Source organism: Camelimonas sp. FR25 (assembly GCF_059740505.1).
In genome coordinates this window covers 75,028-98,665 of sequence record NZ_JCAWFG010000107.1, presented here as the reverse complement: position 1 = coordinate 98,665, position 23,638 = coordinate 75,028, and the positions used below count along the sequence as shown (strand labels likewise).

The 23,638-nt window shown below is 66.5% G+C and carries 20 protein-coding genes and 1 tRNA gene; 7 read left to right on the top strand and 14 right to left on the bottom strand.

The window, feature by feature from the left end:
• The 3 genes from AC6A67_RS16625 to AC6A67_RS16615 form a co-directional block, all read left to right on the top strand.
• The coding region (locus tag AC6A67_RS16625) for a glycosyltransferase family 4 protein (RefSeq protein ID WP_498037675.1) at positions 1-920 on the top strand (920 nt) is incomplete at its 5' end.
• 1,347 nt (positions 921-2,267) lie between these two features.
• Positions 2,268-4,421 carry a GumC family protein gene (locus AC6A67_RS16620; RefSeq protein WP_498037674.1) on the top strand — a complete coding sequence of 718 codons (2,154 nt, stop codon included), beginning with the start codon at positions 2,268-2,270 and terminating at the stop codon, positions 4,419-4,421.
• Positions 4,422-5,174: 753 nt separating this feature from the next.
• Positions 5,175-5,951 (top strand): glycosyltransferase, encoded by a 777-nt coding sequence (locus AC6A67_RS16615; protein WP_498037673.1) that lies wholly within the window; start codon positions 5,175-5,177, stop codon positions 5,949-5,951.
• A gap of 314 nt (positions 5,952-6,265) precedes the next feature.
• Here the strand turns inward: AC6A67_RS16615 and AC6A67_RS16610 are convergent, their stop codons facing one another.
• The 8 genes from AC6A67_RS16610 to AC6A67_RS16575 form a co-directional block, all read right to left on the bottom strand.
• Positions 6,266-6,592: a hypothetical protein gene (locus AC6A67_RS16610; protein WP_498037672.1), complete on the bottom strand. Its 327-nt coding sequence runs from the start codon at positions 6,590-6,592 to the stop codon at positions 6,266-6,268.
• 641 nt (positions 6,593-7,233) lie between these two features.
• On the bottom strand, positions 7,234-7,686 hold the full coding sequence (locus AC6A67_RS16605; protein ID WP_498037671.1) for an acyl-CoA thioesterase: 453 nt from the start codon (positions 7,684-7,686) through the stop codon (positions 7,234-7,236).
• 21 nt (positions 7,687-7,707) lie between these two features.
• Positions 7,708-8,388 (bottom strand): tRNA (guanosine(37)-N1)-methyltransferase TrmD, encoded by a 681-nt coding sequence (gene trmD / locus AC6A67_RS16600; RefSeq protein WP_498037680.1) that lies wholly within the window; start codon positions 8,386-8,388, stop codon positions 7,708-7,710.
• Between the two features lie 119 nt (positions 8,389-8,507).
• A complete protein-coding gene (gene rimM, locus AC6A67_RS16595; protein ID WP_498037670.1) occupies positions 8,508-9,245 on the bottom strand; it encodes a ribosome maturation factor RimM in 738 nt (245 codons plus the stop codon).
• A 6-nt stretch (positions 9,246-9,251) separates the two neighbouring features.
• Positions 9,252-9,611, bottom strand: a complete 360-nt coding sequence (gene rpsP, locus AC6A67_RS16590) for a 30S ribosomal protein S16 (protein ID WP_498037669.1) — start codon at positions 9,609-9,611, stop codon at positions 9,252-9,254.
• A 91-nt stretch (positions 9,612-9,702) separates the two neighbouring features.
• A complete protein-coding gene (gene ffh / locus AC6A67_RS16585) occupies positions 9,703-11,301 on the bottom strand; it encodes a signal recognition particle protein (protein WP_498037668.1) in 1,599 nt (532 codons plus the stop codon).
• A complete protein-coding gene (locus tag AC6A67_RS16580; protein WP_498037667.1) occupies positions 11,301-11,555 on the bottom strand; it encodes a glutathione S-transferase in 255 nt (84 codons plus the stop codon). The genes ffh and AC6A67_RS16580 overlap by 1 nt, the downstream gene beginning before the upstream one ends.
• A gap of 317 nt (positions 11,556-11,872) precedes the next feature.
• Positions 11,873-13,024: a GyrI-like domain-containing protein gene (locus AC6A67_RS16575; protein ID WP_498037666.1), complete on the bottom strand. Its 1,152-nt coding sequence runs from the start codon at positions 13,022-13,024 to the stop codon at positions 11,873-11,875.
• Positions 13,025-13,549: 525 nt separating this feature from the next.
• On the opposite strand from AC6A67_RS16575, the gene dapF reads away from it, so the two are divergent.
• The 3 genes from dapF (at position 13,550) to AC6A67_RS16560 (ending at position 16,053) form a co-directional block, all read left to right on the top strand.
• Positions 13,550-14,428: a diaminopimelate epimerase gene (dapF, locus tag AC6A67_RS16570; protein ID WP_498037665.1), complete on the top strand. Its 879-nt coding sequence runs from the start codon at positions 13,550-13,552 to the stop codon at positions 14,426-14,428.
• Positions 14,428-15,699 (top strand): tRNA (N(6)-L-threonylcarbamoyladenosine(37)-C(2))-methylthiotransferase MtaB, encoded by a 1,272-nt coding sequence (gene mtaB / locus AC6A67_RS16565; RefSeq protein ID WP_498037664.1) that lies wholly within the window; start codon positions 14,428-14,430, stop codon positions 15,697-15,699. The genes dapF and mtaB overlap by 1 nt, the downstream gene beginning before the upstream one ends.
• 278 nt (positions 15,700-15,977) lie before the next feature.
• A tRNA-Ala gene (locus tag AC6A67_RS16560) sits at positions 15,978-16,053 on the top strand.
• Positions 16,054-16,251: 198 nt separating this feature from the next.
• On the opposite strand, the gene AC6A67_RS16555 is transcribed toward AC6A67_RS16560, so the two are convergent.
• From AC6A67_RS16555 to AC6A67_RS16530, 6 genes are all read right to left on the bottom strand, one after another.
• Positions 16,252-16,689 carry an acyl-CoA thioesterase gene (locus AC6A67_RS16555; protein WP_498037663.1) on the bottom strand — a complete coding sequence of 146 codons (438 nt, stop codon included), beginning with the start codon at positions 16,687-16,689 and terminating at the stop codon, positions 16,252-16,254.
• Between the two features lie 109 nt (positions 16,690-16,798).
• Positions 16,799-18,292, bottom strand: a complete 1,494-nt coding sequence (locus AC6A67_RS16550) for a phosphomannomutase (protein WP_498037662.1) — start codon at positions 18,290-18,292, stop codon at positions 16,799-16,801.
• A 133-nt stretch (positions 18,293-18,425) separates the two neighbouring features.
• Positions 18,426-19,844 carry a mannose-1-phosphate guanylyltransferase/mannose-6-phosphate isomerase gene (locus tag AC6A67_RS16545; protein WP_498037661.1) on the bottom strand — a complete coding sequence of 473 codons (1,419 nt, stop codon included), beginning with the start codon at positions 19,842-19,844 and terminating at the stop codon, positions 18,426-18,428.
• A 152-nt stretch (positions 19,845-19,996) separates the two neighbouring features.
• The gene (locus AC6A67_RS16540) at positions 19,997-20,608 is read right to left on the bottom strand and encodes a TPM domain-containing protein (RefSeq protein ID WP_498037660.1); all 612 of its coding nucleotides are present in this window, start codon (positions 20,606-20,608) and stop codon (positions 19,997-19,999) included.
• Positions 20,609-20,678: 70 nt separating this feature from the next.
• Complete coding sequence (locus AC6A67_RS16535; protein ID WP_498037659.1) at positions 20,679-21,695, bottom strand: TPM domain-containing protein; 1,017 nt, start codon at positions 21,693-21,695, stop codon at positions 20,679-20,681.
• A gap of 327 nt (positions 21,696-22,022) precedes the next feature.
• On the bottom strand, positions 22,023-22,598 hold the full coding sequence (locus AC6A67_RS16530) for a LemA family protein (RefSeq protein WP_498037679.1): 576 nt from the start codon (positions 22,596-22,598) through the stop codon (positions 22,023-22,025).
• Between the two features lie 378 nt (positions 22,599-22,976).
• On the opposite strand from AC6A67_RS16530, the gene AC6A67_RS16525 reads away from it, so the two are divergent.
• Entirely contained in the window at positions 22,977-23,627 is a 651-nt protein-coding gene (locus AC6A67_RS16525) for a LysE family translocator (protein WP_498037658.1), read from the top strand.
• Positions 23,628-23,638 lie beyond the last annotated feature (11 nt).

Below are 23,638 nucleotides of genomic sequence, written 5' to 3'. Positions count from 1 at the left end.
ACACGCTTTTCCTCACCTGTGCGGCGCGATTATCAGGCTGCGTTCTGCGATTGCATCACCACAGCTACGCCCGCATTGGCCGGCGTAGCGCGCTATTGTCACTGCTCATCCTGTTGGCAGGCAAGCGTGCAATACATGTGGCCCTACGCCAGCCGATGGCCGAAGCATTGCAGAAGAATTATGCGGGCGCCAGGATCGTGACGCTGTCCAACGCCGCGTTCATTCGCCCTGGACCCGAGCCAGAACTGGAAGTCACAACCACAAAATTATCCGGCAAAGCAATTAATGTCGGGATGATTGGCAACCTTGGCGCCGCCAAGGGGTTGCCGTATTTTCTGGCGCTCGCCGATGCGCTGCGTCTGCGATACGGAGCGGCAGGCGTGCAGGCGCTGCTTGCGGGACCGGTCAGTGACCGTACAGACAGGGCGGCCGTTCGCCGACGCGTCAAAAGCGGCTCGTTGCATTGGCTCGGTCCGCTGAAAGACGATGAGCGTACGCACAGCTTTTACAGTCAGATCGATCTGCTGATTTTTCCATCGCAATACGTCCATGAGGCAGAACCCTTCGTCGTGCTTGAAGCACTGGCGCATGGCGTCGCGCCGATCGCCAGCGACCGGGGATGTATTGCGGATCTGGTGGGTGACGCGGGCATTGTCATTCCTGCCAATGGCGACTTCGTGCGCGCGTGCATGACGGCGATCGAGCAGTTGCTCAGTGATCCACCGATGCTGTTGCAGATGCGCATGGCCGCACGCGCCCGCTTTCTACAACTGCATTGTGCAGCGCTGTCTGAAGCGCGCGCCTTGCTTGAGGTGGATAGTGCTGGACGCCCCAGTGCGGCGCCTGTCGATGCGGTGGTCGCTGAACGCCGTGTCACCCTCCCGCCCCCATATTCCATGGAGGGCGTGCAGGATGACTGACCTCGCGATTGCCCTGGTGCTCGCCAGCGAAACAGCCATGCTGGCGTGGTGGCTCCGCCGCCATGGGTGGATGACGGCTGCAGGTCTGTTCGGCGGCTATCTGGTTATCGCGCAAGTTACGGCATGGCTGGCGATGCATGGCCTCGTCACCCATGAGATGATGCTGGTTTATGGCGGCACTGATCCTGCATCCGATCTGTTCCGGGCGATCGCAGCATCAGCCGCGCTGTTCCTTATTGTGTTCGCCCTGCAGCTGCTGGCGCAGCCCAGGGGCCGCATTCCTGTGCAAGTGAACGGCGCCAACGACGCGACGGTCCAGGACCACCGCCTGCGGGCCTTCGCCTGGCTGGCGGTCATTGCGTGGCTGGCGGCGCTGGCCACCGTCAGCGGGTCGCTGGATTGGTCGCGGCTCTGGTTTACCCCATTCTATCTGGAGTTGACCGATCCCGCTGTGATGACCAGCGGCGGCGGCGTCTCCGCCCTGGCGCTCAGCGCCCTGGCCCCATTGGGGGCGGTCTGCGCAGGGACAGCGGCGATCATCTTTGGCGCGATGAAACGCGTCTCCGCTGCAGACCTCGTTGCCGGCGGCCTGCTCGCCTGTTCGGCGACATTGACCATGTTGTGGCTGATGGCGGCTCATTCGCGCGCGGCGGCGCTACCTCCGCTGGCCTTCCTGCTCGCGACGATCATGACGCAGCGCCCTCCGCGCGCGTGGAAAATGGCGTCGGCGGCGGCCCTGCTCGCCGTTCTGGCGATTGCTGGAGCCCTTGTTGGTCGTGGCCAGAACAGCCATGGCTTCGCCAGCCTCCGCGACTTGCCTGATCTGCTGTCGCGGCCCGCGTTGTGGGCGCCGCAACTCGCCACCAATCTGGCAGAGGGAATTTTTGCCGTCGCATCTGGACTGGGCGAATGGAGCAAACGGGCGTCGGGCATCGAGCTGTTTCCGGTACAATATATCGAGCTCAGCTTCTCGCCTCTGCCATCGGCAATCGATGGTTTTTCCGATGTTCTGAATGCGCAGGTTCGTTTGCATGATTTTGCGCCAATGCCGGGCTTTGTCGAGCTGGTGTGGTTTGGGGCAGGGCCGGGGCTGGCGTTCATCGGCCTTGTCACGCTCGCCATGGTCATCGCCGGGTTGGCTGCACGTCATTCGCCCGTGGCCGGTCGATGCTCAGAAGCATTGCTGGCGGCCTGCCTTTATCTGATGGCCGCCTATCCGGTGCGCACGTCGCTGAAAATGCTGTGGCTCAGCCTCGGAGTGAGCTTGCTGTCGCTGGCAATGCGCGCGGGCGAGAGAGCGGGCGCAGAAGCTCGGGACAATCATGCAGACGTTGGAGCAAGCACGCCATGACGGCGCATCTGAACGACGTCACCGCAGGCCGCCTGCTCAGTGGAGCATCGCCGCAACCGCAATCCGCCTCCATGGTGTGGATCTATATGTTGCTGCATCACCGGCTAATCCTGGCTGGTGCGTTGACCGGCCTGGCGATTATGGGCCTCCTACAATTGTGGTCACCGCAGCCATGGCGCGCCTCGGCGGATATCGACATGCCGGGGATCACGGGGACCGACGCGGGCCGCGCGGATCTGGGCGCGGTCATGACGGATTCCATGGTGGAGAATCAGGGTGTGCTCGCGCTCTCCCGTCCGGTGATGACGCGCGCCGCGCAGACTCTGCAGGCAACCTTGCCTGATAAGGCCAAGCGTCAGGCCGGAGATGTCGACGTCAAGGCGTTGCAGCGCGACGTGACCGTGCGACGGCTGCCGCGCACCATGGTGTGGCGGATAACCGCCGCCGCGACGACGCCGGATGCGGCGGTGGACAAGGCCAACGCTGTCGCGGCAGCCTGGATGGCGGAGCGCAAGGCTGGCCAGGCGCAAACCGCAGCGCAACTGGGCGCTAATCTCGACAGGATCATTCCGGAACTGGAGCATCGCCTACAGCAATCGGAACGCGTCGCCGCGCAATGGCGGCGACGCCATGCGCTGGCGCCCCAGGGCGACGACGGCGCCAGCCTGGCTGATCGTCAGATCACCAGACTGAATGAGCAACTGGCGTCGGCGCGCGCAGCGACCATTGCGGCCCAGGCGCGCGTGCAACGGCTGCGGGCGAACGGAGCAGAGCATGCCGACGATGAACCGGAACCAGCCTTGCAGGCGCTCCAACTGGCTCTGGCTGCGCTGACGCGCCGTGAAGCCGAACTGGCCGCGCGCTACGGCCCTGGCCACCCTGATCGGGTCAATTTGCAGGCTCAGATTGCCGCGACCACGCGCAGCGTTGTCGCCGAGCGCGCGCGCCGGCAGCGCCAGTTCGAAGCGGAGCTCGAGGAAGCCCGGCAACGTGAAGAGGCGCTACGCCAGACGGTGGCCGCCGCTGGCGCACCCTCGTCCGCGGTACAGTCACAAACTGATCGGGCGGTGCAGTTGCGTGAACTTGAGCGTCAGGCCACTGCGGACCGGACTGCGTATGAGGCGGCGCTTGGCCAGCGTCGACAAGCACAGATGCTGCAGCATGTGGCGGGGCCAGAACCACGCATTGTTCGTGCCGAGCCAGACGACGCCGTGCGCAGGGCGACGCCCGGACAGTTAATGTTGCTCGGCGGCGCCTTCGGGGGCCTCGTGATGTTTGCCGTCGGGGCATTCTACACCAGGCTGCAAAACCCTTGCCTCACCCCGCAACAACTGGCGCTGGATCTTGGGGGCCAGCCGGTGGCGCAAGCTCCGCTGTTGTTCAGGGATGAGCGGAAGGCCCGCGGTCACATTGCGGAGCCCGCCACCCTGGTCGCGCTTCGGCCGCAATCGGCGTTCGCCCAGGGTTTCCGCGGGTTGCTCGCCTGTCTCGACGCGAGCAGACGAGCCGCCTCATCCCGGCGCCGGCCTGTCGAACCTGCTGGCCAGACACTGACGCCGGCGCCTGGTCGCGTCACCGTAGTGACCTCGGCCCAGCCAGGCGATGGCAAAACGACCACAGCAATCGGCCTCGGCCTGACCATGGCGGCGGCAGGCCGCCGGGTCCTGCTCATTGACGCCGACATGTACGAGCGAGGCATGAGCCGGTGGTTTGATCTGCCGGCTCACTCCGGTCTGGCGGAGCTGCTTCAGGATGAAGGAACCTTCGCCACCGCCAGCGCCCGGCGCCACAATCTCACGGTGGTGCCAGCGGGCATCGCCAGCACAGGCATCGGCGGCTCGCTACAGGCCCTTCCTGTCAGACGTCTCCTGCGCCGTTTCGCCATGGTGTTTGACGAGGTGATTGTTGATGCGCCGCCCCTCGACGTCACCGAGGACGCCGCCGTCGTCGTGTCGGCGAGCGACAGGGCGGTGATGGTGGTGCGCTGGGCGCATACGCCGCGTGTGCGCGCCAGGGCGATAGCGGCAGATCTGGCGGCGGAGGGCAAGCTGGGTGGCGTTATCATGACGCTGGCCGACCGGCGCCGTATGCCGCGCTCAGCCTACCAACCTCGCTATGGCCATCGGGTGGGAGCGGCGGTGCATGTCTGAAGCGCCAGTCGAGCTGCGGGGCCCTGACCCAGGCGGGGTTAGCATAGGTCGGGCAAACGTTGGGGCTGGCGGGCAGACGCCGCAGACCGCGCTGATCTGCGCGATGAATTACGCGCCGGAGGTGGTGGGGGTTGGGAGGTTTGTGGCGGATGTCGCGCGCGTGATGGCGCGTCGTGGCGACAGGGTGACGGTTGTAACCACGCCACCGCACTATCCGCACTGGAGCACGGGTCCATGGCGGGGGGCAGGTTTTCGCAATCGCTATTCATCTGGGTCGGAGCCGGTGGACCGGCCCATGGCGAATGTCGAACAAGGTGACCCGGTGGTGAACACTGACGTTTCGGTGACGGCCAGTCCCAGGCTGCGCGAGCGCATGATCGGACGCGAGGGCAGCGGATCGTCTCACGAAGTAACTGCGACCCTGACTGGCGTCCTCGCGTTGCAACGCTGCCCGCGGCCGTTGCCGGCACGCATGCGCGGCGCGTGGCGAATTCTTGCGCCCCTGGGGTTCGCGCTGTCGGCGGCTCCAGTGTTGATCTGGCGGATTATGTGGAGCCGTCCGGGGCTGGTCATCTGCGTTGAGCCGAGACCCTGGCCGCAGCTCCTCTGCTCGTGCTCCTTGGCCGCCTTACCGGCGCTCGCCTCGTTCTATATGTGCAGGACCTGGAGCCTGAGGCCTCCCTCGCGAAATATCACTGGATGCGCCCTCTGGCCTTGCTGCCGGGATGGTGGCGGCGGCGTTTCGACATAGTGGTGACGCTATCGGACGCGATGGCCGTGGCGTTGCAGGCCAGCGGCGTGGCCCCGTCGCGACTGCGTGTTTGCCCGAACTGGACCGACGCCCGGCGCATCGCCAGGGGGCGGGATCTGGACCAGGAGCGCGCCTGGCGGCAGGAGCTCGGCGTCGCGCCGGAACAGCGTATCGTGCTGTGCGCCGGCACGATCAATCGCAAGCACGCGCCGCAGCTGCTCATCGATACCGCGCGGGTGCTCGCCAATCGCCCAAATATCCTGGTGGTCGCGGCTGGCGACGGTCCATTGAGCTGTGTGATCCGTCACGCAGCGCAGGGCGCGCCCAACCTGCGCTGGCTACCTGCCCAGCCAGAGGCGCGGCTGGCTGCGCTCATGCATTTCGCCGGCGCCCATGTGCTGCCTTTGGATGACTCATTTGATGATCTTGCCATGCCGTCGCGTCTTGGGGCGATGTTGGCCAGCGGCCGGCCCATTGTCGTAACGGCTGCGCCACACAGCGCGCTCGCTACAGCGCTGGGCGATGCGGGAATAGTCTGTCCGCCGGGGCAGCCCGAAGCATTGGCCGCCGCCGTCGGCGCAGCTCTCGACCTGCCGCCTGCGGCGCTGACCCGCGTGCGACGCGCAGCCTTCCGCAAAGCGCTGGCCCTCGACCAGGCGCCCCGGATAGCAGCGCTGCTCGATGTCATTGATGGCCGCGAAAAATTGCCCGCGAGGGTTGAGGCGACGCAAGGCGTGGGTCGTCGGTTGACGCCTGACACCAGGTCTCGAAGATGCTGACACATCCGCGATGTGCGAAACTCAAGCGCCGCTCGAGCTTGACCAGAGCCCGAGGATTCGTGCTCATCGGGCTCTGGTATGAGCCGTGTGACTGCGGCACGCCCCGGGCGGGGTGAGCGCCAACCGACGCCGCCACCTGGCGGCAGCGGCTAGAGTGGCGGCCATCGACCGCCACAAAAATGCCCCAGGCGATGCGCGCTGGGGCAAGATTGGTTGATCTGGGTACGCCGCGTCACCGGAAGGAGAGAGGCGTCACTTTCGATTTTGCCCGGGTCCTCGCGCCATACCGGCGCAAGAGGCACAGCCCGGGCAGATCAGCGAATGCGTGCGACGGTGGCGCGCGGGGTGCGACGCTCGACAACCACCTTACGCTCCACCACAACCTGACGGGCGCTGCTGGATCGGGTGGCGATGGTCAGAACCTTCTGCGGCTTGACCCGGGCGAGACTGGCCGCCACCACGCGCACATCGGCGAGAGAGGCGCCGATCAGGCTTGCGGCCAGTTCAATCCGCTCCTCGGCGTCCTCCGACAGGTCGGCGGCGGCCGCGAGCGCTTCCTCAATGGTCGGAGGCTCGTGGCGCACGCGCAATGGCGGCAGGTCTTCTCGCTTCTTGTCGAAAATCAGTGCACAGCTGGTCATGATGCGGGGCCTATAGCACGGCTTGCTGGTGGACGCACTGGGTTGGATCGCCACAGATATGCGACTGGCACAAAACGATCATGCACAGGCTGAATATCTAAATGCCTTTTAGCCTTGTCAGGCACAGTTTCATGCGCAACGAGCATGGGAGCCGGGCGACGGCGCTGCGCGAATTGCAAAGCGAAGGAAGTTGGACGCCTCGCCCTGGCGAGAGCCCAAGGCCAGAAGCGGCGGGCCCGAAAGCGTTGGCTCGGGCCTCAAGGACCGGGCGCCATGTGGCTCAACGACGTCAGGCCCACATGGGCGTCTGATGCCGGAACCCGAGCGGCTATGACACTCAAGGTCGCGGATGCGCCGGGGCCTTCGCGGCCATGAATGGGACGGATGCGCTGGCAATCCCTGCCTCAGCGTGCCCCAAGCCCTGGGCTGCGTCTCACCCCACCGCGGGCAGCAGGCGCGGCACCAGCACCAGGGCGAGCGTAACGAATGCGATCAACGCGTAGCACAGGGTATTCACAGCCATGGGGAGATACTCGGTTGGCCCAAACGGTCCGGCGCAGCGACGGGGGGCTGCCAGCCAGTCGTCCTCATTTAAGGCAAGTTCGTGACCTTCGGGTAAACGGAAGGCGGACGGGCCAGATTCACTGTGTGTTTGTCAACAGATACGGCTTCATGGCGGCGCGCACCGCTTCGGGGATTGCTATGCCTGCCCCATCCTGGGCGAAGACCAGCGTCGTCTGGGCGACGGCGATGCAGCGACCGGGCTGAAACAGCCCCGTGGCGTAGATGCAGGAAGACCGACCGAGCTGCGCGACGCCGATGCCGGCGGTGACAACGCCTGGATAGTAGCCCTGGGCGATGAAGTCGATGCTCACCGCCGCCGTCAGCAATTGCTGGCCGCCGCTGGGACGCACCACGGCGTCTTCTCCGAAAACCTGCATGTTCAGGCTGGCGCAGGCTTCCTCAACGAAGCGCGACAGGGCGACATTATTGATGTGATGGTTGGCGTCGAGATCGCTGTAGGTCGCGCGAATGTCGATTTGCAACGGGTAGACGTGGAGGTCACGCCGACCGGGTATGCTGCTGATGCGCATGGAGGTAACCGGAAAGGGGGGTCAGGAGGTCGGTTTGACGTGCTGGGCCAGCAAATCAGGGCGGCGCTCACGGGTCAGCTTCATCGCCTGCTGCTTGCGCCAGCGCTCGATGCGGCCATGGTCGCCCGACATCAGCACCTCAGGAACCTCGCTGTCTTCCCAGGCGCGTGGCCGGGTATAGTGCGGATATTCCAGCAGCCCGTTTTCGAAGCTCTCTTCTCCGGCGGAGGTGAAGGCGCCCATCACGCCCGGGATCAGGCGGACACAGGCGTCGAGAATGGTCAGGGCCGCCATCTCGCCACCCGAAAGAATGTAGTCGCCGATCGACACTTCCTCGAGATTGCGCCCGGCGATCACCCGCTCATCGACGCCCTCAAAGCGGCCGCAGACCATGATCACCCCAGGGCCATTGACCAGCTCATGCACCCGGCTCTGAGTCAGCGGGCGGCCGCGCGGCGACATCAGCAGCCGGGGCCGGTTATCGCCAGCAGGGGCCGCGGCGTCGATGGCGGCGGCCAGCACGTCGGCGCGCAACACCATGCCGGGGCCGCCGCCAAATGGCGTGTCGTCCACCGCCCTGTGACGGCCCAGGCCGTGGTCGCGGATATTGCGCGCCTCGAGACTCCACAGGCCGCGCCCGAGCGCATCGCCAGCCAGCGACACGCCCATCGGTCCTGGAAACATTTCCGGATAAAGCGTCAGAACGCTGGCGCGCCAGGGCGTGCGTGCGCCGCTGCGCGCCTGAGCGCTATCGGCGGCGTCTCCTGAAGCTGGGGCGGGCTGCGCCCCGGCGGCTTCAGTTGTGTCGGTCCGGGGATCGTTCACGCCTCATCCCCGTGGCTCTCCGCCTCTGGGCCTGGCCCGGATGTCTCCTGATCAGCCTCGCCAAACGGGTTTTCTGACAGCACGACGCGGCGGCCAGCAAGGTCCACCACCGGCACGAACTGGCGCGTGAAGGCTACCATCGCCGTCGCCCGGCGCGGGCCGCCAAGGCCTGCGGCTGGCCGCACCTCGATCACGTCGCCGGCGCCAAAATCATGTACCGCCACCACGTCGCCAAGCTGGCGCCCGCTGTCGTCCAGGGCGGCGAGCCCGACGAGATCAGCGAGATAGAATTCGTCTTCATCGTCCAGCGCCGGCAATTGGGCGCGTGGCACAAACAGCTTCTGGCGCGCCAGCGCCTCTGCCGCGGTGCGATCGCCAATGCCTTCAATCTGTACGACAAACATGTCCGCCTCGCCGCCCGGCGCCTGGCGCAGGCTGGCGAAGACAATGCGCCGCCCGTCGGCCATGACCAGCGGACCATAGTCCGCAATCGCGGCAGGATCGGCAGTCCAGGATTTGAGACGGACCTCGCCCCGGACGCCATGGGCGCGACCGAATTCGGCCACCACCACATGGTCTTCGGGGATGCGGGAGGGCGCGGCGCGTCCTCCCCCTGCCCTGCCGCCCGCCCTGGCCGGCGGCGCGGCGCCATGCGTGGTCGCGCCGCCCCCGTCGCCGGAGGCAGCCCTGTCATTTGCCCGCGATGCGGGCGGCGCATGGAACCGCTTGGCCATCGTCGCTTACGCGGAGGCCTCTTCGCCGGCGTCCGCAGCGGCGGCGGCGGCAGCGGCGCGCTCCTTGGCCTTCTGGCCCGGCTCGCCCTTCTTCGGGTTATTGCGGGCCTCACGCTTCACAACGCCAGCGGCGTCGAAAAAGCGCAGCACGCGGTCGGTCGGCTGCGCGCCCTTGGCCAGCCACTCCTTGGCCTTCTCGACGTCCAGCACGATGCGATCGGCGGCGTCCTTGGCCTTCAGCGGGTCGTAGGAACCCAGACGGTCGATGAAGCGGCCATCGCGCGGCGAGCGGGCGTCAGCCACGACGATGCGGTAGAACGGACGCTTCTTGGCGCCGCCACGGGCGAGACGGATCTTGAGAGCCATGATTTACTCCTGAAAGCTCATTGAACTGATGTAGTAACGAGGCGCAGCGTTCTGCGCCGTTTGTGAAAACCCGCGACCAGATGGCTGCGCGTTATTTCTTCTTGCCGAACGGCAGCTTGCCGAGACCGGCGAGACCGCCGAGGCCTCCCATGCCGCCCATCCCCGGCAGGCCGCCCTTCAGCGCCTTGCCCAGATCGGCGGGAAGCTCCGGCATTTTGCCCCCCTTGCCCATCTGGCCGAGCGCCTTCTGCGCTTCAGCCAGCATCTCCGGCGTCGGGCCACCGGGCGGCATGCCCGGGAGACCGCCTGGCAGGCCACCTGGCAGACCACCAGGCATCCCGCCGCCGATGCCGAACATGTTGCCGAGCGCCGCGCCAATGCCGCCACGACCGCCCTTGCCCATGGACTTCATCACATCGGCCATCTGGCGATGCTGCTTGAGCAGCCGGTTGACGTCCTCGACCTTCACGCCAGCGCCAGCGGCGACACGCTTCTTGCGCGACGCCTTGAGCACATCCGGATTGCGCCGCTCCTGCGCGGTCATCGACAGGATGATGGCGCGCTGGCGACGGAAAATGCTGTCGTCGATATTGGCCGCTTCGACCTGGTTGCGGATCTTGGCCATGCCCGGCAGCATGCCGAGCACGCCCTTCATGCCGCCGACCTTTTCCATCTGCGCCAGCTGCTCGGCCATGTCCTCCAGGTCGAACTTGCCCTTGCGCATCTTCTCGGCGATGCGCTGGGCCTTTTCGGCGTCGATGGTCTCGGCCGCCTTCTCCACGAGCGAAACGATGTCGCCCATGCCAAGGATGCGGTTGGCGACGCGCTGCGGATGAAACTCCTCCAGCGCATCAATCTTCTCGCCAGTGCCGACCAGCTTGATCGGCTTGCCGGTGACCGAGCGCATCGACAGCGCCGCGCCGCCACGGCCGTCGCCATCCATACGGGTCAGCACAATGCCGGTGACGCCGACCTTGCTGTCGAAGGCGCGGGCGGTGTTGACCGCGTCCTGACCAGTCAGGGCGTCGGCGACCAGCAGCACCTCATGCGGATTGGTCGCCGCCTTGACCTGGGCGACCTCATCCATCAGCTCTTCATCGATGGTGACGCGACCGGCGGTGTCGAGCATCACCACGTCGTAACCGCCGAGGCGGGCCGCCTCCATGGCGCGTTTGGCGATCTGCACGGCGCTCTGGCCGGCGACGATCGGCAACGTGGCGACGCCAACCTGCTGACCAAGCACGGCCAGCTGCTCCATGGCGGCGGGGCGGCGGGTGTCGAGCGACGCCAGCAGCACCTTGCGCTTGTTGCGGTCCGACAGACGCCGGGCGATCTTGGCGGTGGTGGTGGTCTTGCCTGAGCCTTGCAGGCCGACCATTAGCACCGGCACTGGCGGAACGGCCTCAAGATCGAGCGTCGCGCCTTCCTCGCCGAGCATGGCGACCAGCTCGTCATGGACGATCTTGACCACCATCTGGCCAGGGGTGACCGAGCGGATCACCTCGGCGCCGACAGCACGCGAGCGCACGCGGTCAGTGAACGACCGCACCACTTCCAGCGCCACGTCGGCTTCGAGCAACGCCCGACGCACCTCACGCAGGGCGGCGTTGACGTCGTCTTCCGACAGCGCGCCGCGACGGGTGAGCTGGTCGAGAATGCCGGAAAGTTTTTCGGAAAGACTCTCGAACATTATTCGGAATTCCCCGCTGTTTCGGCGCGACGTACGGCCAGCGCATCTTCGAAGCGCCGCACGGCCAGATCGAACTGGTCACGCAGCTGCGCCGTGGCGAATCCCACCACCGCGCCGCGATACAGGGTGAGACCTTCAGCCGTCGCAGGCGCGCCAGTCCATGGGCAGCGTTCATTCACGGCGTCATCGAGCCGCAAAGCCTCGCGCATCCCTGGCTGGCCGGTCGGCGCCGGCGTCTGGCGTGGATCACCCAATCAACTGGTCCTTGTCTGGCCCGTCGCCTGCAGGTTTCTCCCGCGCGGCGATCAAGCCCCTGTCATTCCGCATTGCCCGCATACGCAAACGCCAACGGCGCCCGAGGGCGCATCGCGCTGTCGGACGTTGACCTCCGGAGAACCATTATGGCCCCTGCCGGTCGGCGGCTCGCGAACAAAAGTTCGGGCAATCGGGCCTTAATGGGCCGCATTGGCCTCCGAGTCAATATTTCAGCGCCTGCCATGGGCCTCGCCTGGCGCAGAGCCAGTTGCGTTCAACGCCTCGCGTCCCAGCCCGGCCGGCCTTGCCGGCCGCATCAGCGGCCCGCGCCGCCTGGCGCGCCTTGCCCCGGGGTGGTCGCGTCTGGTTTCGCCGGGCCCTGCGCCGGTGCGCCTTCCGCGCCGCTGGGCCCGGCGCCGGACTTAGCGTCCTTTTTGGGCTGCACGTAAATATTGATCTGCAGCGACGCATCCGATGGGTCGCGGGGATCGGTCACATATTCTTCGGTGAAGGCGTCTTCTGCGACGATGCCCTTGGAATCGAGATAGGCGGTGATCGCCTCATAGGTGGTGTCGATTTCCTCATAAGGGGCCTTGTGGGTGAAACGGATCGCCTTGCCGCCCTCGGCTTTCTCGAAGCGCACGCCGCCACCCACCTTGCCAGCCTCGGCGGGCGGCGCGGCGATCGGGGCCATGGCCTCATAGCTGAATCCCGCCTCATCGGTGGAAACAAAGACGGCGAACGGCCGACCAGAAGGCTTCACGCCGACCCTGGCCAATTCCTTCGCCAGAACGTCAAAGCTGTCGAACAGGCTGGTGAAGCCATCGTCCCAGCTGCTGCGCCCGGAGATCACCGCCACTTCGCGGCGCGGCAAGGTGACGTCGTCAATGTGGCCGGGCTCTGCCGGGGTCGGCAACGCCGTCGGCAATCCCGCATAGGCGCTGGGGCCGCGCGGGGCTGGCGCCGGGCCCTCGGCGCCGCGGCGCGGCTTGCCGTCCTCCGGCTCTGGCAGGGCGGTCGCGGCGTCCTCGTCTGTGCCCTCACCGCTTTTTGCGCCAACCTTTGCGTCAGCATCGCCGGCTGATGGGCTGGCGGAGACGGCTGGCGTCGCCGAGTTCGCGGCCGCGCCGCCAGCTGCATCGGCGCGAGCTTTTTCTGCGCTGTCCTTGCCAGTATTGGCCGGCCCAGCATTGTCCTGGGAAGAGTTGTGTAGGCCAGGACCGGGCTGGGCAGAGCCGCCCAGGGCGGAAGCACCCGCAGCAGGCGCTGGCCTGCCCTCCTGGGCCCGCAAGCCAGACGTCCATAGCCAGGATGCGAGGGCCAGCGACGACGCCAGCGTCAGGCCAATAGCGCGCCGCCCCCATGGGCCGCGGCTTGTGATCGAGGCGAGATCGCCGCCCCATGCCCGCGCCAAAGCGCTGGCGCGCATCCGGATCCGGGCCTCATGCACCTCAACATCCCACGCCATGCGCCGCATCGCCATTCCCCCACGCCGCCTTCATTGGCCCGCCGTCGCACGGGCAGTCCAGCCTGTCGGTGTTGGCATCGCCAACATCCGCTCACGACAGGCTGCGATGAACCTGGCCGCCTCACGACGAACCGGATCGCTCCTGACTGCGCCTGATCGCACAAAGGCACATCAGACATCAGCCCCGGCTGGCGACCCGTCATGGACAATTGGCGCCAGACCACGCCCCGGCGCGTCGTCGGGCCGTTGGCGGGGCCTGCCTTCGTCAGAGGCCGGCGCGATCCAGGCCAGCGGAATCGTCCACATTTCTTGCGGCGGAATGTAGGCCGCTTTGCGTCGTCTTGCGAGCGTCAAAGCCTGATCAGGACGTGAATATCGCTGACCGAACTGGCAGCTGCAGGGCCCGTCGCGGGCCTCCGCTGGCTTTTTGCAGCCATCGGCATCATATAGGGCGGGCAGAGCCGCCCGATGGCGGCCTTTGGCGCGCCGCGCCGGATCCTGTCCAGTTGACGCATTGGTGACGACATGAGCGCTGCATCCCCTCTCGCCGGCGCGCCATTCCTGAAGATGAACGGCGCTGGCAACCAGATCCTGGTGATGGATCTGCGTGGGCGCGACCATATTATCAGCGCAGCAGAGGCCCGGGCGATCGCAGTTAGCGCCCGCTCGGGCTTTGACCAGCTGATGGCGCTGCACGATTCCGACAGCGCCGACGCCTTCATGCGCATCTACAACAATGACGGCTCGGAATCGGCGGCGTGCGGCAATGGCACACGCTGCGTCGCCTGGGCGCTGGGCCGTCACGGCGGGCCGGGGCATGTGGCGCTGGAGACTTCGGCCGGGCCGATCGCCGCCGAGCGTGTCGGCGACGCCAGCTTCACCGTGGACATGGGCCGGCCGCGCTTTGACTGGCGGGACATTCCGCTTGCCCATGCGGTGAGCGACCCCGACGCCATCGACATCAGCCTGCCCGGCTGGACGCCGCCCGGTTACGGCTCGGCCCTCGGCATGGGCAATCCGCATCTGGTCTGCTTCGTCCCGGACCAGCACAGCTATGATCTGGCGGCCCAGGGACCGGCGCTCGAACACCATCCGCTGTTCCCGCAGCGGGTCAATGTCTCCTTCGCCCAGGTGCTTGATCGCGGCCACATACATCTGCGCGTCTGGGAGCGTGGCGCTGGACCGACGCTGGCCTGCGGCACCGCCGCCTGCGCCACCGCCGTGGCCGCCATCCGGCGCGGCCTCTGCGACCGAGAGGTGAAGATTGATCTGCCCGGCGGCCAGCTGACCATCGCCTGGCGCGCCGGCGATGATCATGTGCTGATGACCGGCCCGGTTGAGCTGGAATGGGAAGACGTGTTGCCAGCTGACTTTATGGCGGGCGCGACGCCGGACGCCGCCTGATGTCCGTTGAGGTGATCACCTTCGGCTGCAGGCTGAACGCCGCCGAATCCGAGACCATGAAGCGGCACGCTCTTGCGGCGGCGGGCCAGAAAAACGCGCCGGTGGTGATCGTCAACACCTGCGCGGTGACGGCGGAAGCCACACGTCAGGCGCGCCAGACCATCCGCCGCCTCGGCCGCGAAAATCCTGACGCTACGATCGTGGTCACTGGCTGCGCCGCCCAGGTCGAGCCCGACAGCTTCGCCGCCATGGCCGAAGTGGGCCATGTCATCGGCAACGCCGAGAAGATGCGCGGCGAGGCCTGGCGGCGGCTGCTGTCGCCATGGGAGGCCCAGGCGCCGCGCACGCTGGTCGGGGACATTATGGACGTGCGCGAGACCGCGCCGCATCTGGTCGACGGCTACGCGGTGAAAGCCCGCGCCTTTGTCCAGGTGCAAAACGGCTGCGACCATCGCTGCACCTTCTGCATCATCCCGTTTGGGCGTGGGCCCTCGCGCTCGGCGCCGATGGGCGTGGTTGTCGATGAGGTGCGCAAGGCGGTGGCGCTTGGGGCCGCCGAAGTGGTGCTGAGCGGCGTCGACATCACCAGCTATGGCGATGATCTGCCCGGCCTGCCGAAGCTCGGGACCCTGGTGCGCCAGGTGCTGAAACATGTGCCGGAACTGCCGCGCCTGCGGCTATCGTCGATCGATTCTGTCGAGACCGACCCGGATCTGTTGACGGCGCTGGCCGAGGAGCCGCGGCTGATGCCGCATCTGCACCTGTCGCTGCAGGCTGGCGACGACATGATCCTCAAGCGCATGAAGCGTCGCCACAGCCGGGCCGACGCCATCGCCTTCTGCGTCGAAGCCCGCCGCCTGCGTCCGGATGTGGTGATCGGCGCCGACATTATCGCCGGCTTTCCGACCGAGACCGAGGCGATGTTCCAGCGCTCGCTGGACCTGGTCGAGGAATGCGGCCTGACGCATCTGCACGTCTTCCCGTTCTCGCCCCGCCCAGGCACCCCGGCGGCGCGGATGCCCCAGGTCGACGCCGCCGTGGCCAGGGAGCGCGCCAAACGCCTGCGCGAGCGCGGCGATATCGCCTTGCGCCAGCACCTTGACGGCGAAGTGGGCCAGCGGCGCAGCGTGCTGGTCGAGCGCAAACAGGCCCGCACGGAGGCGTTCACGCCGGTGCGTCTGGCCGGCCCCGCCGCTTATGGCGCCATTATCGATGTCGAGATCGCCGGTCACGACGGCCGCATGCTGGTAGCGGCGCAGGCTTCGGCCTGAGTGATCTGCAACTGACCGCTGACGGCGCCCACCCTGGCTTGCGCCAACGGCTCGGAGGCAGCCGACCCGGCCCGCTGCAAGCTCTGGCCATGGGCGTCCCAACGAGCGACAATGGGGCGTCTGTCTGGTGATGCGCCAGCCGTTCGTCGGCCGTTCGTCGGCCCTTGCCCGGACCTGCCATCCAGCCGTCAGCGGCGCCTTTGCGCCAGATGTGCGCTACCTGCAAGACGCGATTGACAGCCCGCGCGAACTGGCCTTAAACAACGCCATCCTGGTCGGGGGCTGTAGCTCAGATGGGAGAGCGCTGCAATCGCACTGCAGAGGTCAGGGGTTCGATTCCCCTCAGCTCCACCAAGGATCTCCCAATAGATGTCATGACGTGTCACCGCCCGCTCAGGTCGGCTTTTGCGTCGCGTGGCGCGCCTGCCGCGCGGCCGTTGGCCCATGTCGCGGCCCTTCAGTGTGCCGCGCTGACGGTCGCGTTATCCTTGGGCCTGGCGCCCGGTCGCAGCTGACGAGGCGACGCCGTTGGACGGCCGTCGCCTCGTGCAATCAGGCGAACTCGGGCTGGCGCATCTCCATGTCGGTGAGCGCCGCCCGCAGGCTGGCGCTGAGCGGCGTCGCCTGGTCTGATTCCAGATAGACGATGGTCGTGGTGCAAATGCCCTTGCAGGCGTCGCCCACAAACAGCGCCTGGCCAATGTCATAGGAAGAGTTGCCGATACGCAGAATGCCGGTGCCGATCTCGATGCCCTGCATATGATAAACTTCGGCCAGATAGGATTGCCGGCTCTCGGCGGCGACGATGCGGCCATTGGCCGGCACGCCGGCACGCCTGAAAATCTCCCGTGCAAACCGCCAGCGCGCTTCGTCATAATATTCGACGATGGCGACGTTGTTGATATGCGCCAGCTCATCCCGGTAGCGGGTCTGGATCGGGCTGAAGAACGGGTAGGCAGTGCGGTCCTTACGCCACGCCGGAGGTTTCATGCAGATTGGCCTTACGACTTTGGTATGAGGCCAAGCGTGTAGTCCGACCTACAGCTTATCGCAAGCTTTCGGCGTTGGAGCCTGTATCTCGCCGCGCCAAAATCCGCAGTTAACCGGACAGTGCGGTCGGGGCGGACGTGCGGTCGACCGTCTGGGCGCGCGCCAGATCCAGCCCTTCCTGCAGCAGCGCCACCGCATCGTCCTCGTGCATGGCCTCCACATAGACGCGCAGTTCCGGCGCATTGCCGGAGGCGCGGAAGTGCACCGTGGCGCCATCCGCCAGGCCAAGACGCAAGCCGTCCTGGCGATCCCTTGCGGTGACGCCGCCGCGTGCGGCGAAGGCGTGGTCGCGAAACGCCGGATCATCGGCGTCGAGCCGCGCCAGAAAATCCGCCGTCCGCTCCTGCGGCGTGTTCTCCAGCCGGTCAGACAGCGCGCACAAAAATCCCATGCGCGCGGCCAGCTGTGACAGCGGCTGGCGATGGCGGGTGATCTGCGCGAGGCAACACAGGATGGGGGCCACAGCGTCACGCGTTGGCAAGGCAGCCAGAAGCCGGCCATCATGCTGGATGTCCGAACCCAGCAGAACGCCGCCATTGGCCTCAAACCCCACGACCGTGCGGGCGCCTGCCCGCCTCGCCTGCTGCATGCCGGCGATGACGTAAGGACTGCCAACCTGGGTGCGTATGACCTGGGTGAAGCCGCCGCACCGCTCGAGCGCCGAATTGGACGTCACAGGCGTCACAACAGCATCGGCGCCGAGCGCCTGGGCGGTCATGGCGCCGACCAGATCGCCGCGCAGAAACACGCCATACTCATCGCTGACCAGCGGGCGGTCGGCGTCGCCATCGGTGGAGACAATGGCGTCGAGCGGTGTTTCGGCTGCCCAGGCGCGGGCCAGCGCCACATCTTCGGGGCGGAGCGCCTCGGTGTCGACTGGAACGAAGCCAGCGGCGCGGCCCAGAGCCACCGGTTCGGCGCCCAACGCCGCCAGCAGCTGAACAAGCAGATCGCGGCCGACTGACGAATGCTGGTAGACGCCGACACGCAGGCCGGCCAACGCCTCGCGGCCGAAATAATTGATGTAGCGACCGAGATAATTGGGCGTGACGTCCAGGCTGGCGAGGGGCAACCGCTCTGCCTGGCGCAAATCGCCTGCGGCTTGCCGACGGACGTGGTCAGCGTACCTGGCGTGGGCTGCGCCATGCAGGGCGACAATGCGCGCCTCGTCCTGTTTGTCGATTTCACCGCTGGCGCGGTAAAATTTCAGGCCATTGCGTTCGTCAGGGATATGGCTGCCTGTCACCATGATCGCCGCCGCGCCGCGCTGCGTCGCCGCCAGCGCCAGCGCCGGAGTGGGGACGGCGCCGCAATCCACCGGCAGCAAGCCCGCCTCGCTGACTGCGCCAGCGCACAGCAAGGCGATGGCTGGCGTTGACGCGCGCAGATCGCCGGCGATCAGAACCTCGCCGGCAAAGCCATCCTGCCGCAGCATCTCGCAGAATGCGCGCGTGTAGGCGATCGCCGGTTCGCCCAGCAATTCGCTGACAAGGCCACGCAGGCCAGAGGTGCCAAATTTCAGTGAGCCCTGCTGTGAGGACATGCCAACCTCCAGGGGAGCAGAATGGGCGCCAATTCAGCGGCGTTGCCGCCGCCTGCAGCAGAGGCGAAGCCAGCCGATGCGCTCGCCAGGCAGACGAGGCGCGCTGGACAGTCGCGTGAGGAAACGGCCTGCGTCAGGCGCGCTGGTAGACGTCCTCAAAGCGCACGATGTCGTCTTCGCCAAGATAGGAGCCGACCTGCACCTCGATCAGCTCCAGCGGAATTTTGCCCGGATTGGACATGCGGTGGATGGCGCCAATCGGCAGATAGACCGACTCATTCTCATGCACGACGATGATCTCGTCATTGCGGGTGACCTCGGCCGTACCGCGCACCACAATCCAGTGCTCGGCGCGGTGGAAGTGCTTTTGCAGCGACAGCACCCCACCTGGCTTCACGGTGATGCGTTTAACCTGGTAGCGGTCACCGGTGTCGATCGACAGATATTTGCCCCAGGGCCGATGGATTTCGCGATGCTGCCCGGCTTCGGCGTTGCCCTGACGGGCGATGAGGCCGACCATGTCCTTGACCTTGTCGGCGCGATCGCGCGGCACCACAAGGGTGGCGTCGCGGGTTGAAATCACCGCCACATTGTCCAGTCCCACGACGGCCACCACACCCTCCTCCGAGCGGATCAGATTGTCGGCGCCGTCGAGCACATAACCGCGCCCCTCAATCGCGTTCCCGTGCTCGTCCTTCTGCGACAGCTCCCACACCGCCGACCAGCCGCCGACATCGGACCAGCCAAAGTCGCCGACGACCACCGCGGCGCGGCTGGTCTTCTCCATCACCGCATAATCGATCGAGGTGGCGCGCGCCCGGGCGAAGGCCGCAGGATCAAGGCGCAGGAAATTCAGATCCTGGGTCGCCGCGGCGACCGCCTCGGCCACTGGCGCCATGATATCCGGCGCGAAGGCGTCGAGCTCTTCTCGCATGGCGCTGGATTTGAAAATGAAATTGCCGGAATTCCACAAATAGCCGTCGAGCAGATATTGCGCCGCCCGGGCGCCATCTGGCTTCTCGACGAAAGCCGCCACGTGGCGGGCGCCATCGTCCAGCTCCGCGCCTGGCCGGATATAGCCATAGCCGGTGGCCGGACCAGACGGCGGGACGCCAATGGTGACGATCCGCCCCGGGCGAGCGACGCGCGCGGCGGCGGCGCAGGCGCTAACAAAGCGCGCGCCATCCTGAACCACATGGTCAGCGGCGAACACGCCGGCGACCGCCTCGGGGTCACGCGCCAGGGTCAGCGCCACCGCAGCCGCCACCGCAGCCGCCGAGTCGCGACGCTGTGGCTCCAGCACGATGTCGGCTTCGACCCCAGCCTCCTGCAATTGTTCGGCGACAGTGAAACGGTAGTCCGCGTTGGTAATGACGATCGGCCGCAAGAACACATCCGAATCCTGCAGCAGTCGCATGGCGCGCTGAAAGGTCGATTCAAGACCAAACAGTGAAATGAACTGCTTTGGCATGGAATCGCGGGAGACAGGCCAAAGTCTTGAGCCTGCGCCGCCGCACATAACCACAGGTATCAGCCCAGAATTATTAGCCATTGGTCAGCATCCGGATTGCAGTGAGCTGCGCGTATTCTGCAGAAGATGCGACGTCATCCGGCCAAACGCAATGAGCTTACTCGTACTATTCTTGTAACTTATTGGCGTATGACAAAGGCATGAGACTGTACCACCTGCGAGGTAGACGGCGCTCACATCAGGATGACATGATCAGGCAGTTGATTGAGCGGCGCTTCCGGCGCCGCCGGATAGTGTTGCGCCAGCAGCGCGCCGAGGCGCTCAACCACCTGTATGAGGCCGGCGCCGGGAGCCCCCGTGCGGAGGGCGACGACGAGTTGCTCGACGGCGGCGCGCCACTCGGCTTCGCCTGCCAGAGCCGCGACGCCGTCATCGGCGATGACTTCGACATAACGCTCGCTCGCCGCGATATAGATCAGCACGCCGGTGCGGCCCGACGTCGCCTGCAGGCCGCGAGCAATGAACTGCCGGTGCGCCGCGTCCCGCGCCCGTTCGCGTTTGAGAAAGCCCGGCGTCAGCGCGAGGCGCAGGCGCCTTGGCCACAGCAACAGGCCGACGCCGAGCGCCACCAGCAGTTGCACGGCCCAGACAAGTCCAGCGCTCCACGCGGTGAGCGCCAGCAAAAGGCCTGGCGTGGCGAAGCCAGCGGCGGAGGCGAGGAACAGCGCCCAGCTCCTGTAGGCGCTGGCCTCGCGCGCGATGATGCAAACGATCTCGCCTGTTGTCCGCTGCTCCGCATCGGCGATCGCCGCCGCCACCGCGCTCCGCTCCGCTTCACTCAGCATCTGTCGCTCTCTCTCATGGCCATGGCGCGCGCCTGCGTCTGGCGGCGCGCCTGAACAAATCGCACCTGGCTCACCAGCTGCCCGAGGCGCCGCCGCCGCCAGATGAACCACCGCCGCCGCCAAAGCCTCCGCCGAAGCCGCCGCCGCCACCGAAGCCACCGCCCCACCCTCCGCCCATGGGCGGAATGACGACGGGGCCCCAGCGGCCCGTACGGCTGCGGTGCATGCCGTTGCGACCGCCGCCGCCACGCGCCATGCGCGACATGATGCGGATGAAGATCAGCAGCAGCACAATGTAGAACAGCACGGCGAGCAGTGACGGTGCCTTGTCGCCCTGGCGTTGCTGCTCCGCCTTGCGGCTCCAGGTTTCGGCGTCGCCATTGAGCACGTCCAACATGGCGGCGGCGCCGTCCTCAACCCCGCCAGCGAAATCGCCCTGGCGGAATTTCGGAATGATGGCGCCATTGATGATCACGCTGGAGATGGCGTCGGTGAGCCCGCCTTCCACGCCATAGCCCACCTCGATGCGCACCTTGCGCTCGCGCGGCGCGACGAGCAGCAGGGCGCCGTTGTTCTTTTCCTTCGTGCCAAGTCCCCAACGTCGGAACAACTGGTTGGCGTAATCCTCGATGCTCAACCCATCGAGCGAAGGAACCGTGGCGACCACCACCTGGTCGCTGGTCTTGGCCTCATAATCGGCGAGCTTGCGGGTGATGCGCGCCAGCGCGGCCTCATCGAGAATGTGGGCGGCGTCGACCACCCTGCCGGTCAATGGCGGAAAACGTGGCGCCAGCGGGTTCTCGCCAGCCGGATCATCGGCTGGCGGCCGCTTTACCTCGGGTGGCGGCGCAGGAGCTGGAATTTGGCTGGATGGAGGCGCCTGTTTTGGCGGCTGGTTTTGCGCTGGCGCGGAGGTCGGGCTCGCCGGCGCCTTCGGGAATAGATCGCGGCTGATCTCGTCCAGGACAGAAGCATTCTGCGCATGGGCGCCCGGCGCCACGACCACCGGCGACAAGGCCAGCAACGCGGCCAGAGCCCACGCCAGCGCACGACCAAAAGCTGCGCGACGCCTGATCTTCGATTGCATCGGCCCGTTAAAGATTTGCCGTGGCATAGGCCTCAGTCCTGTTTGATCAGTGGCTGCGCAGCGACGGCATGCTGGCGCCCCAGACGGCGGATGGAGGCGCAGCCATGGACTGCGCCTGCGCCGCACCGTGGCGCCATCAGCAGGGGAGCTGGTCCGCCGGGCCTTGCAGGGTGAGAGGATGGCCGCGCGGCGCGCCGCCATCATCCGTGAAAACCGGGCCATGCCGTGCGTCCCGTCGGCGCTCTCCTCAGCGCCTGGCGGTGGCATGACCCGACCGGAACGAGCCGGATCATGCTGCGGGCGCATGCACGCCCGATGGCCGCAGCCTCAGAACTTGACGCTTGGGGCGGTTTGCGCGCCGTCCACCGCGGCGAAGGTCTCCATGGGCTTGGCCGACGGATAGAGGATTTTCGCCACCCAGGCGCCGGGGATGGTGGTCATCTCGGTGTTAAAGGCGCGCACCGCCTCGATATAGTCGCGTCGCGCCACCGATATGCGATTCTCGGTGCCTTCCAGCTGCGACTGTAGCGCGAGGAAATTCTGGTTGGCCTTGAGGTCAGGGTAACGCTCGACGCTGACCAGCAGACGGCTGAGCGCGCCGCTCAGCTCCGACTGGGCCTGGGTGTATTGCTTGAACTTCTCCGGATCGGTGATGGTGTTGGCGTCGACCTTGACCTGGGTCGCCTTGGCCCGCGCCTCGATCACCTGGGTCAGGGTGCTCTGCTCGTGGCCGGCGTAGCCCTTCACCGTCTCGACCAGATTGGGGATCAGATCCGCGCGGCGCTGATACTGGTTCTGCACCTCGGACCATTTTGCCTTGGCCTGCTGCTCAAGCGTCGGCACCGCGTTGATCTGGCCGCAGCCAGCCAGCGGCACGGCGACAACAAGGGCGGCGAGCGCCATACGAATACGGGAAAACAGAGCCACAGACGCCTCCGGATTGCGGGTTCCTCGCCTGGGCGGGACCCCGTGACTACGCTTGATCCGGCGCGCCCTTTCGGCGCCGGATCTCGATGGTGTTCTCAGGAAAAGTGTCGCGCACTTTTCGCGATAATGGGCCGCCTTGCCTGACCGCTGACGCAGGCGCTGCGCGCCGGCGCGCCCAGCAGATGCAACATGGCCTTCGTCCCTTCGCCTCCAGACGCCGCCCGTGCCAGAGCCCCCCTGGCGGCGCCGCTTTGGCGGGCTGACGCGCGGCCATTCAACCGATAATACAGGCAAACAGTTCCACACGCGACGTCGCCGCAGCCATGGCGGCTACACAATCAGGGCGCCACGCCAATGCATTTCATCCCCGACCTTGCGGTGCTCGTGTCGTTTTCCATCGCCTGCGTGGTGCTGTTTGTGACGCCGGGGCCCGACATGAGCCTGTTTCTGGCCAAAACCATTACGGAAGGGCGGCGCTCGGCCTGGGCGGCGGTGGCGGGGGCCGAGACGGGCTGCCTCACCCACACCCTGCTGGCGGCTTTGGGCGTATCGGCCCTGCTCGCTGCCTCGGCGACGGCGTTTACTGTGTTGAAAGTGGTGGGCGCAGCTTATTTGCTGTGGCTGGCGATCGGCGCCATCCGCCACGGCTCGGTGCTGAAGCTGGATGAAACGGTCCAGGGCAAGACGTCCGGCATCATGCAGTCCTATCTCACCGGGCTGGGCATCAATCTGACCAATCCGAAGATCGTGCTGTTCTTCGTGACCTTCCTGCCGCAATTCGTCAGCGCCGAGGACCCGCACGCCATGGGCAAGCTGGCGTTTCTCGGCGTGTGGTTCGTGGCGCTGACCACGCCCATGTCGGTGGCGCTGGTGGCGGCCGCCGGCTCGATTGTCAGCGGCGTCCGCCGCAGGCCGCGGCTGCTGCGCGCCATCGATTATTGCTTCGCGGGAATTTTTGGTCTGTTCGCCCTTAAAATCCTGGCGACCCAGAGCCGCGGCTTCTGACGGCGCGCTGT

Bases quoted from the DNA above. Each gene is read 5' to 3' on its own strand.
- AC6A67_RS16620 (WP_498037674.1), top strand. From the start codon at position 2,268: ATGACGGCGCATCTGAACGACGTCACCGCAGGCCGCCTGCTCAGTGGA.
- AC6A67_RS16610 (WP_498037672.1), bottom strand. From the start codon at position 6,592: ATGACCAGCTGTGCACTGATTTTCGACAAGAAGCGAGAAGACCTGCCG.
- AC6A67_RS16605 (WP_498037671.1), bottom strand. From the start codon at position 7,686: ATGCGCATCAGCAGCATACCCGGTCGGCGTGACCTCCACGTCTACCCG.
- rimM (WP_498037670.1), bottom strand. From the start codon at position 9,245: ATGGCCAAGCGGTTCCATGCGCCGCCCGCATCGCGGGCAAATGACAGG.
- rpsP (WP_498037669.1), bottom strand. From the start codon at position 9,611: ATGGCTCTCAAGATCCGTCTCGCCCGTGGCGGCGCCAAGAAGCGTCCG.
- ffh (WP_498037668.1), bottom strand. From the start codon at position 11,301: ATGTTCGAGAGTCTTTCCGAAAAACTTTCCGGCATTCTCGACCAGCTC.
- AC6A67_RS16575 (WP_498037666.1), bottom strand. From the start codon at position 13,024: ATGGCGTGGGATGTTGAGGTGCATGAGGCCCGGATCCGGATGCGCGCC.
- dapF (WP_498037665.1), top strand. From the start codon at position 13,550: ATGAGCGCTGCATCCCCTCTCGCCGGCGCGCCATTCCTGAAGATGAAC.
- mtaB (WP_498037664.1), top strand. From the start codon at position 14,428: ATGTCCGTTGAGGTGATCACCTTCGGCTGCAGGCTGAACGCCGCCGAA.
- AC6A67_RS16555 (WP_498037663.1), bottom strand. From the start codon at position 16,689: ATGAAACCTCCGGCGTGGCGTAAGGACCGCACTGCCTACCCGTTCTTC.
- AC6A67_RS16550 (WP_498037662.1), bottom strand. From the start codon at position 18,292: ATGTCCTCACAGCAGGGCTCACTGAAATTTGGCACCTCTGGCCTGCGT.
- AC6A67_RS16545 (WP_498037661.1), bottom strand. From the start codon at position 19,844: ATGGCTAATAATTCTGGGCTGATACCTGTGGTTATGTGCGGCGGCGCA.
- AC6A67_RS16540 (WP_498037660.1), bottom strand. From the start codon at position 20,608: ATGCTGAGTGAAGCGGAGCGGAGCGCGGTGGCGGCGGCGATCGCCGAT.
- AC6A67_RS16535 (WP_498037659.1), bottom strand. From the start codon at position 21,695: ATGCAATCGAAGATCAGGCGTCGCGCAGCTTTTGGTCGTGCGCTGGCG.
- AC6A67_RS16530 (WP_498037679.1), bottom strand. From the start codon at position 22,598: ATGGCGCTCGCCGCCCTTGTTGTCGCCGTGCCGCTGGCTGGCTGCGGC.
- AC6A67_RS16525 (WP_498037658.1), top strand. From the start codon at position 22,977: ATGCATTTCATCCCCGACCTTGCGGTGCTCGTGTCGTTTTCCATCGCC.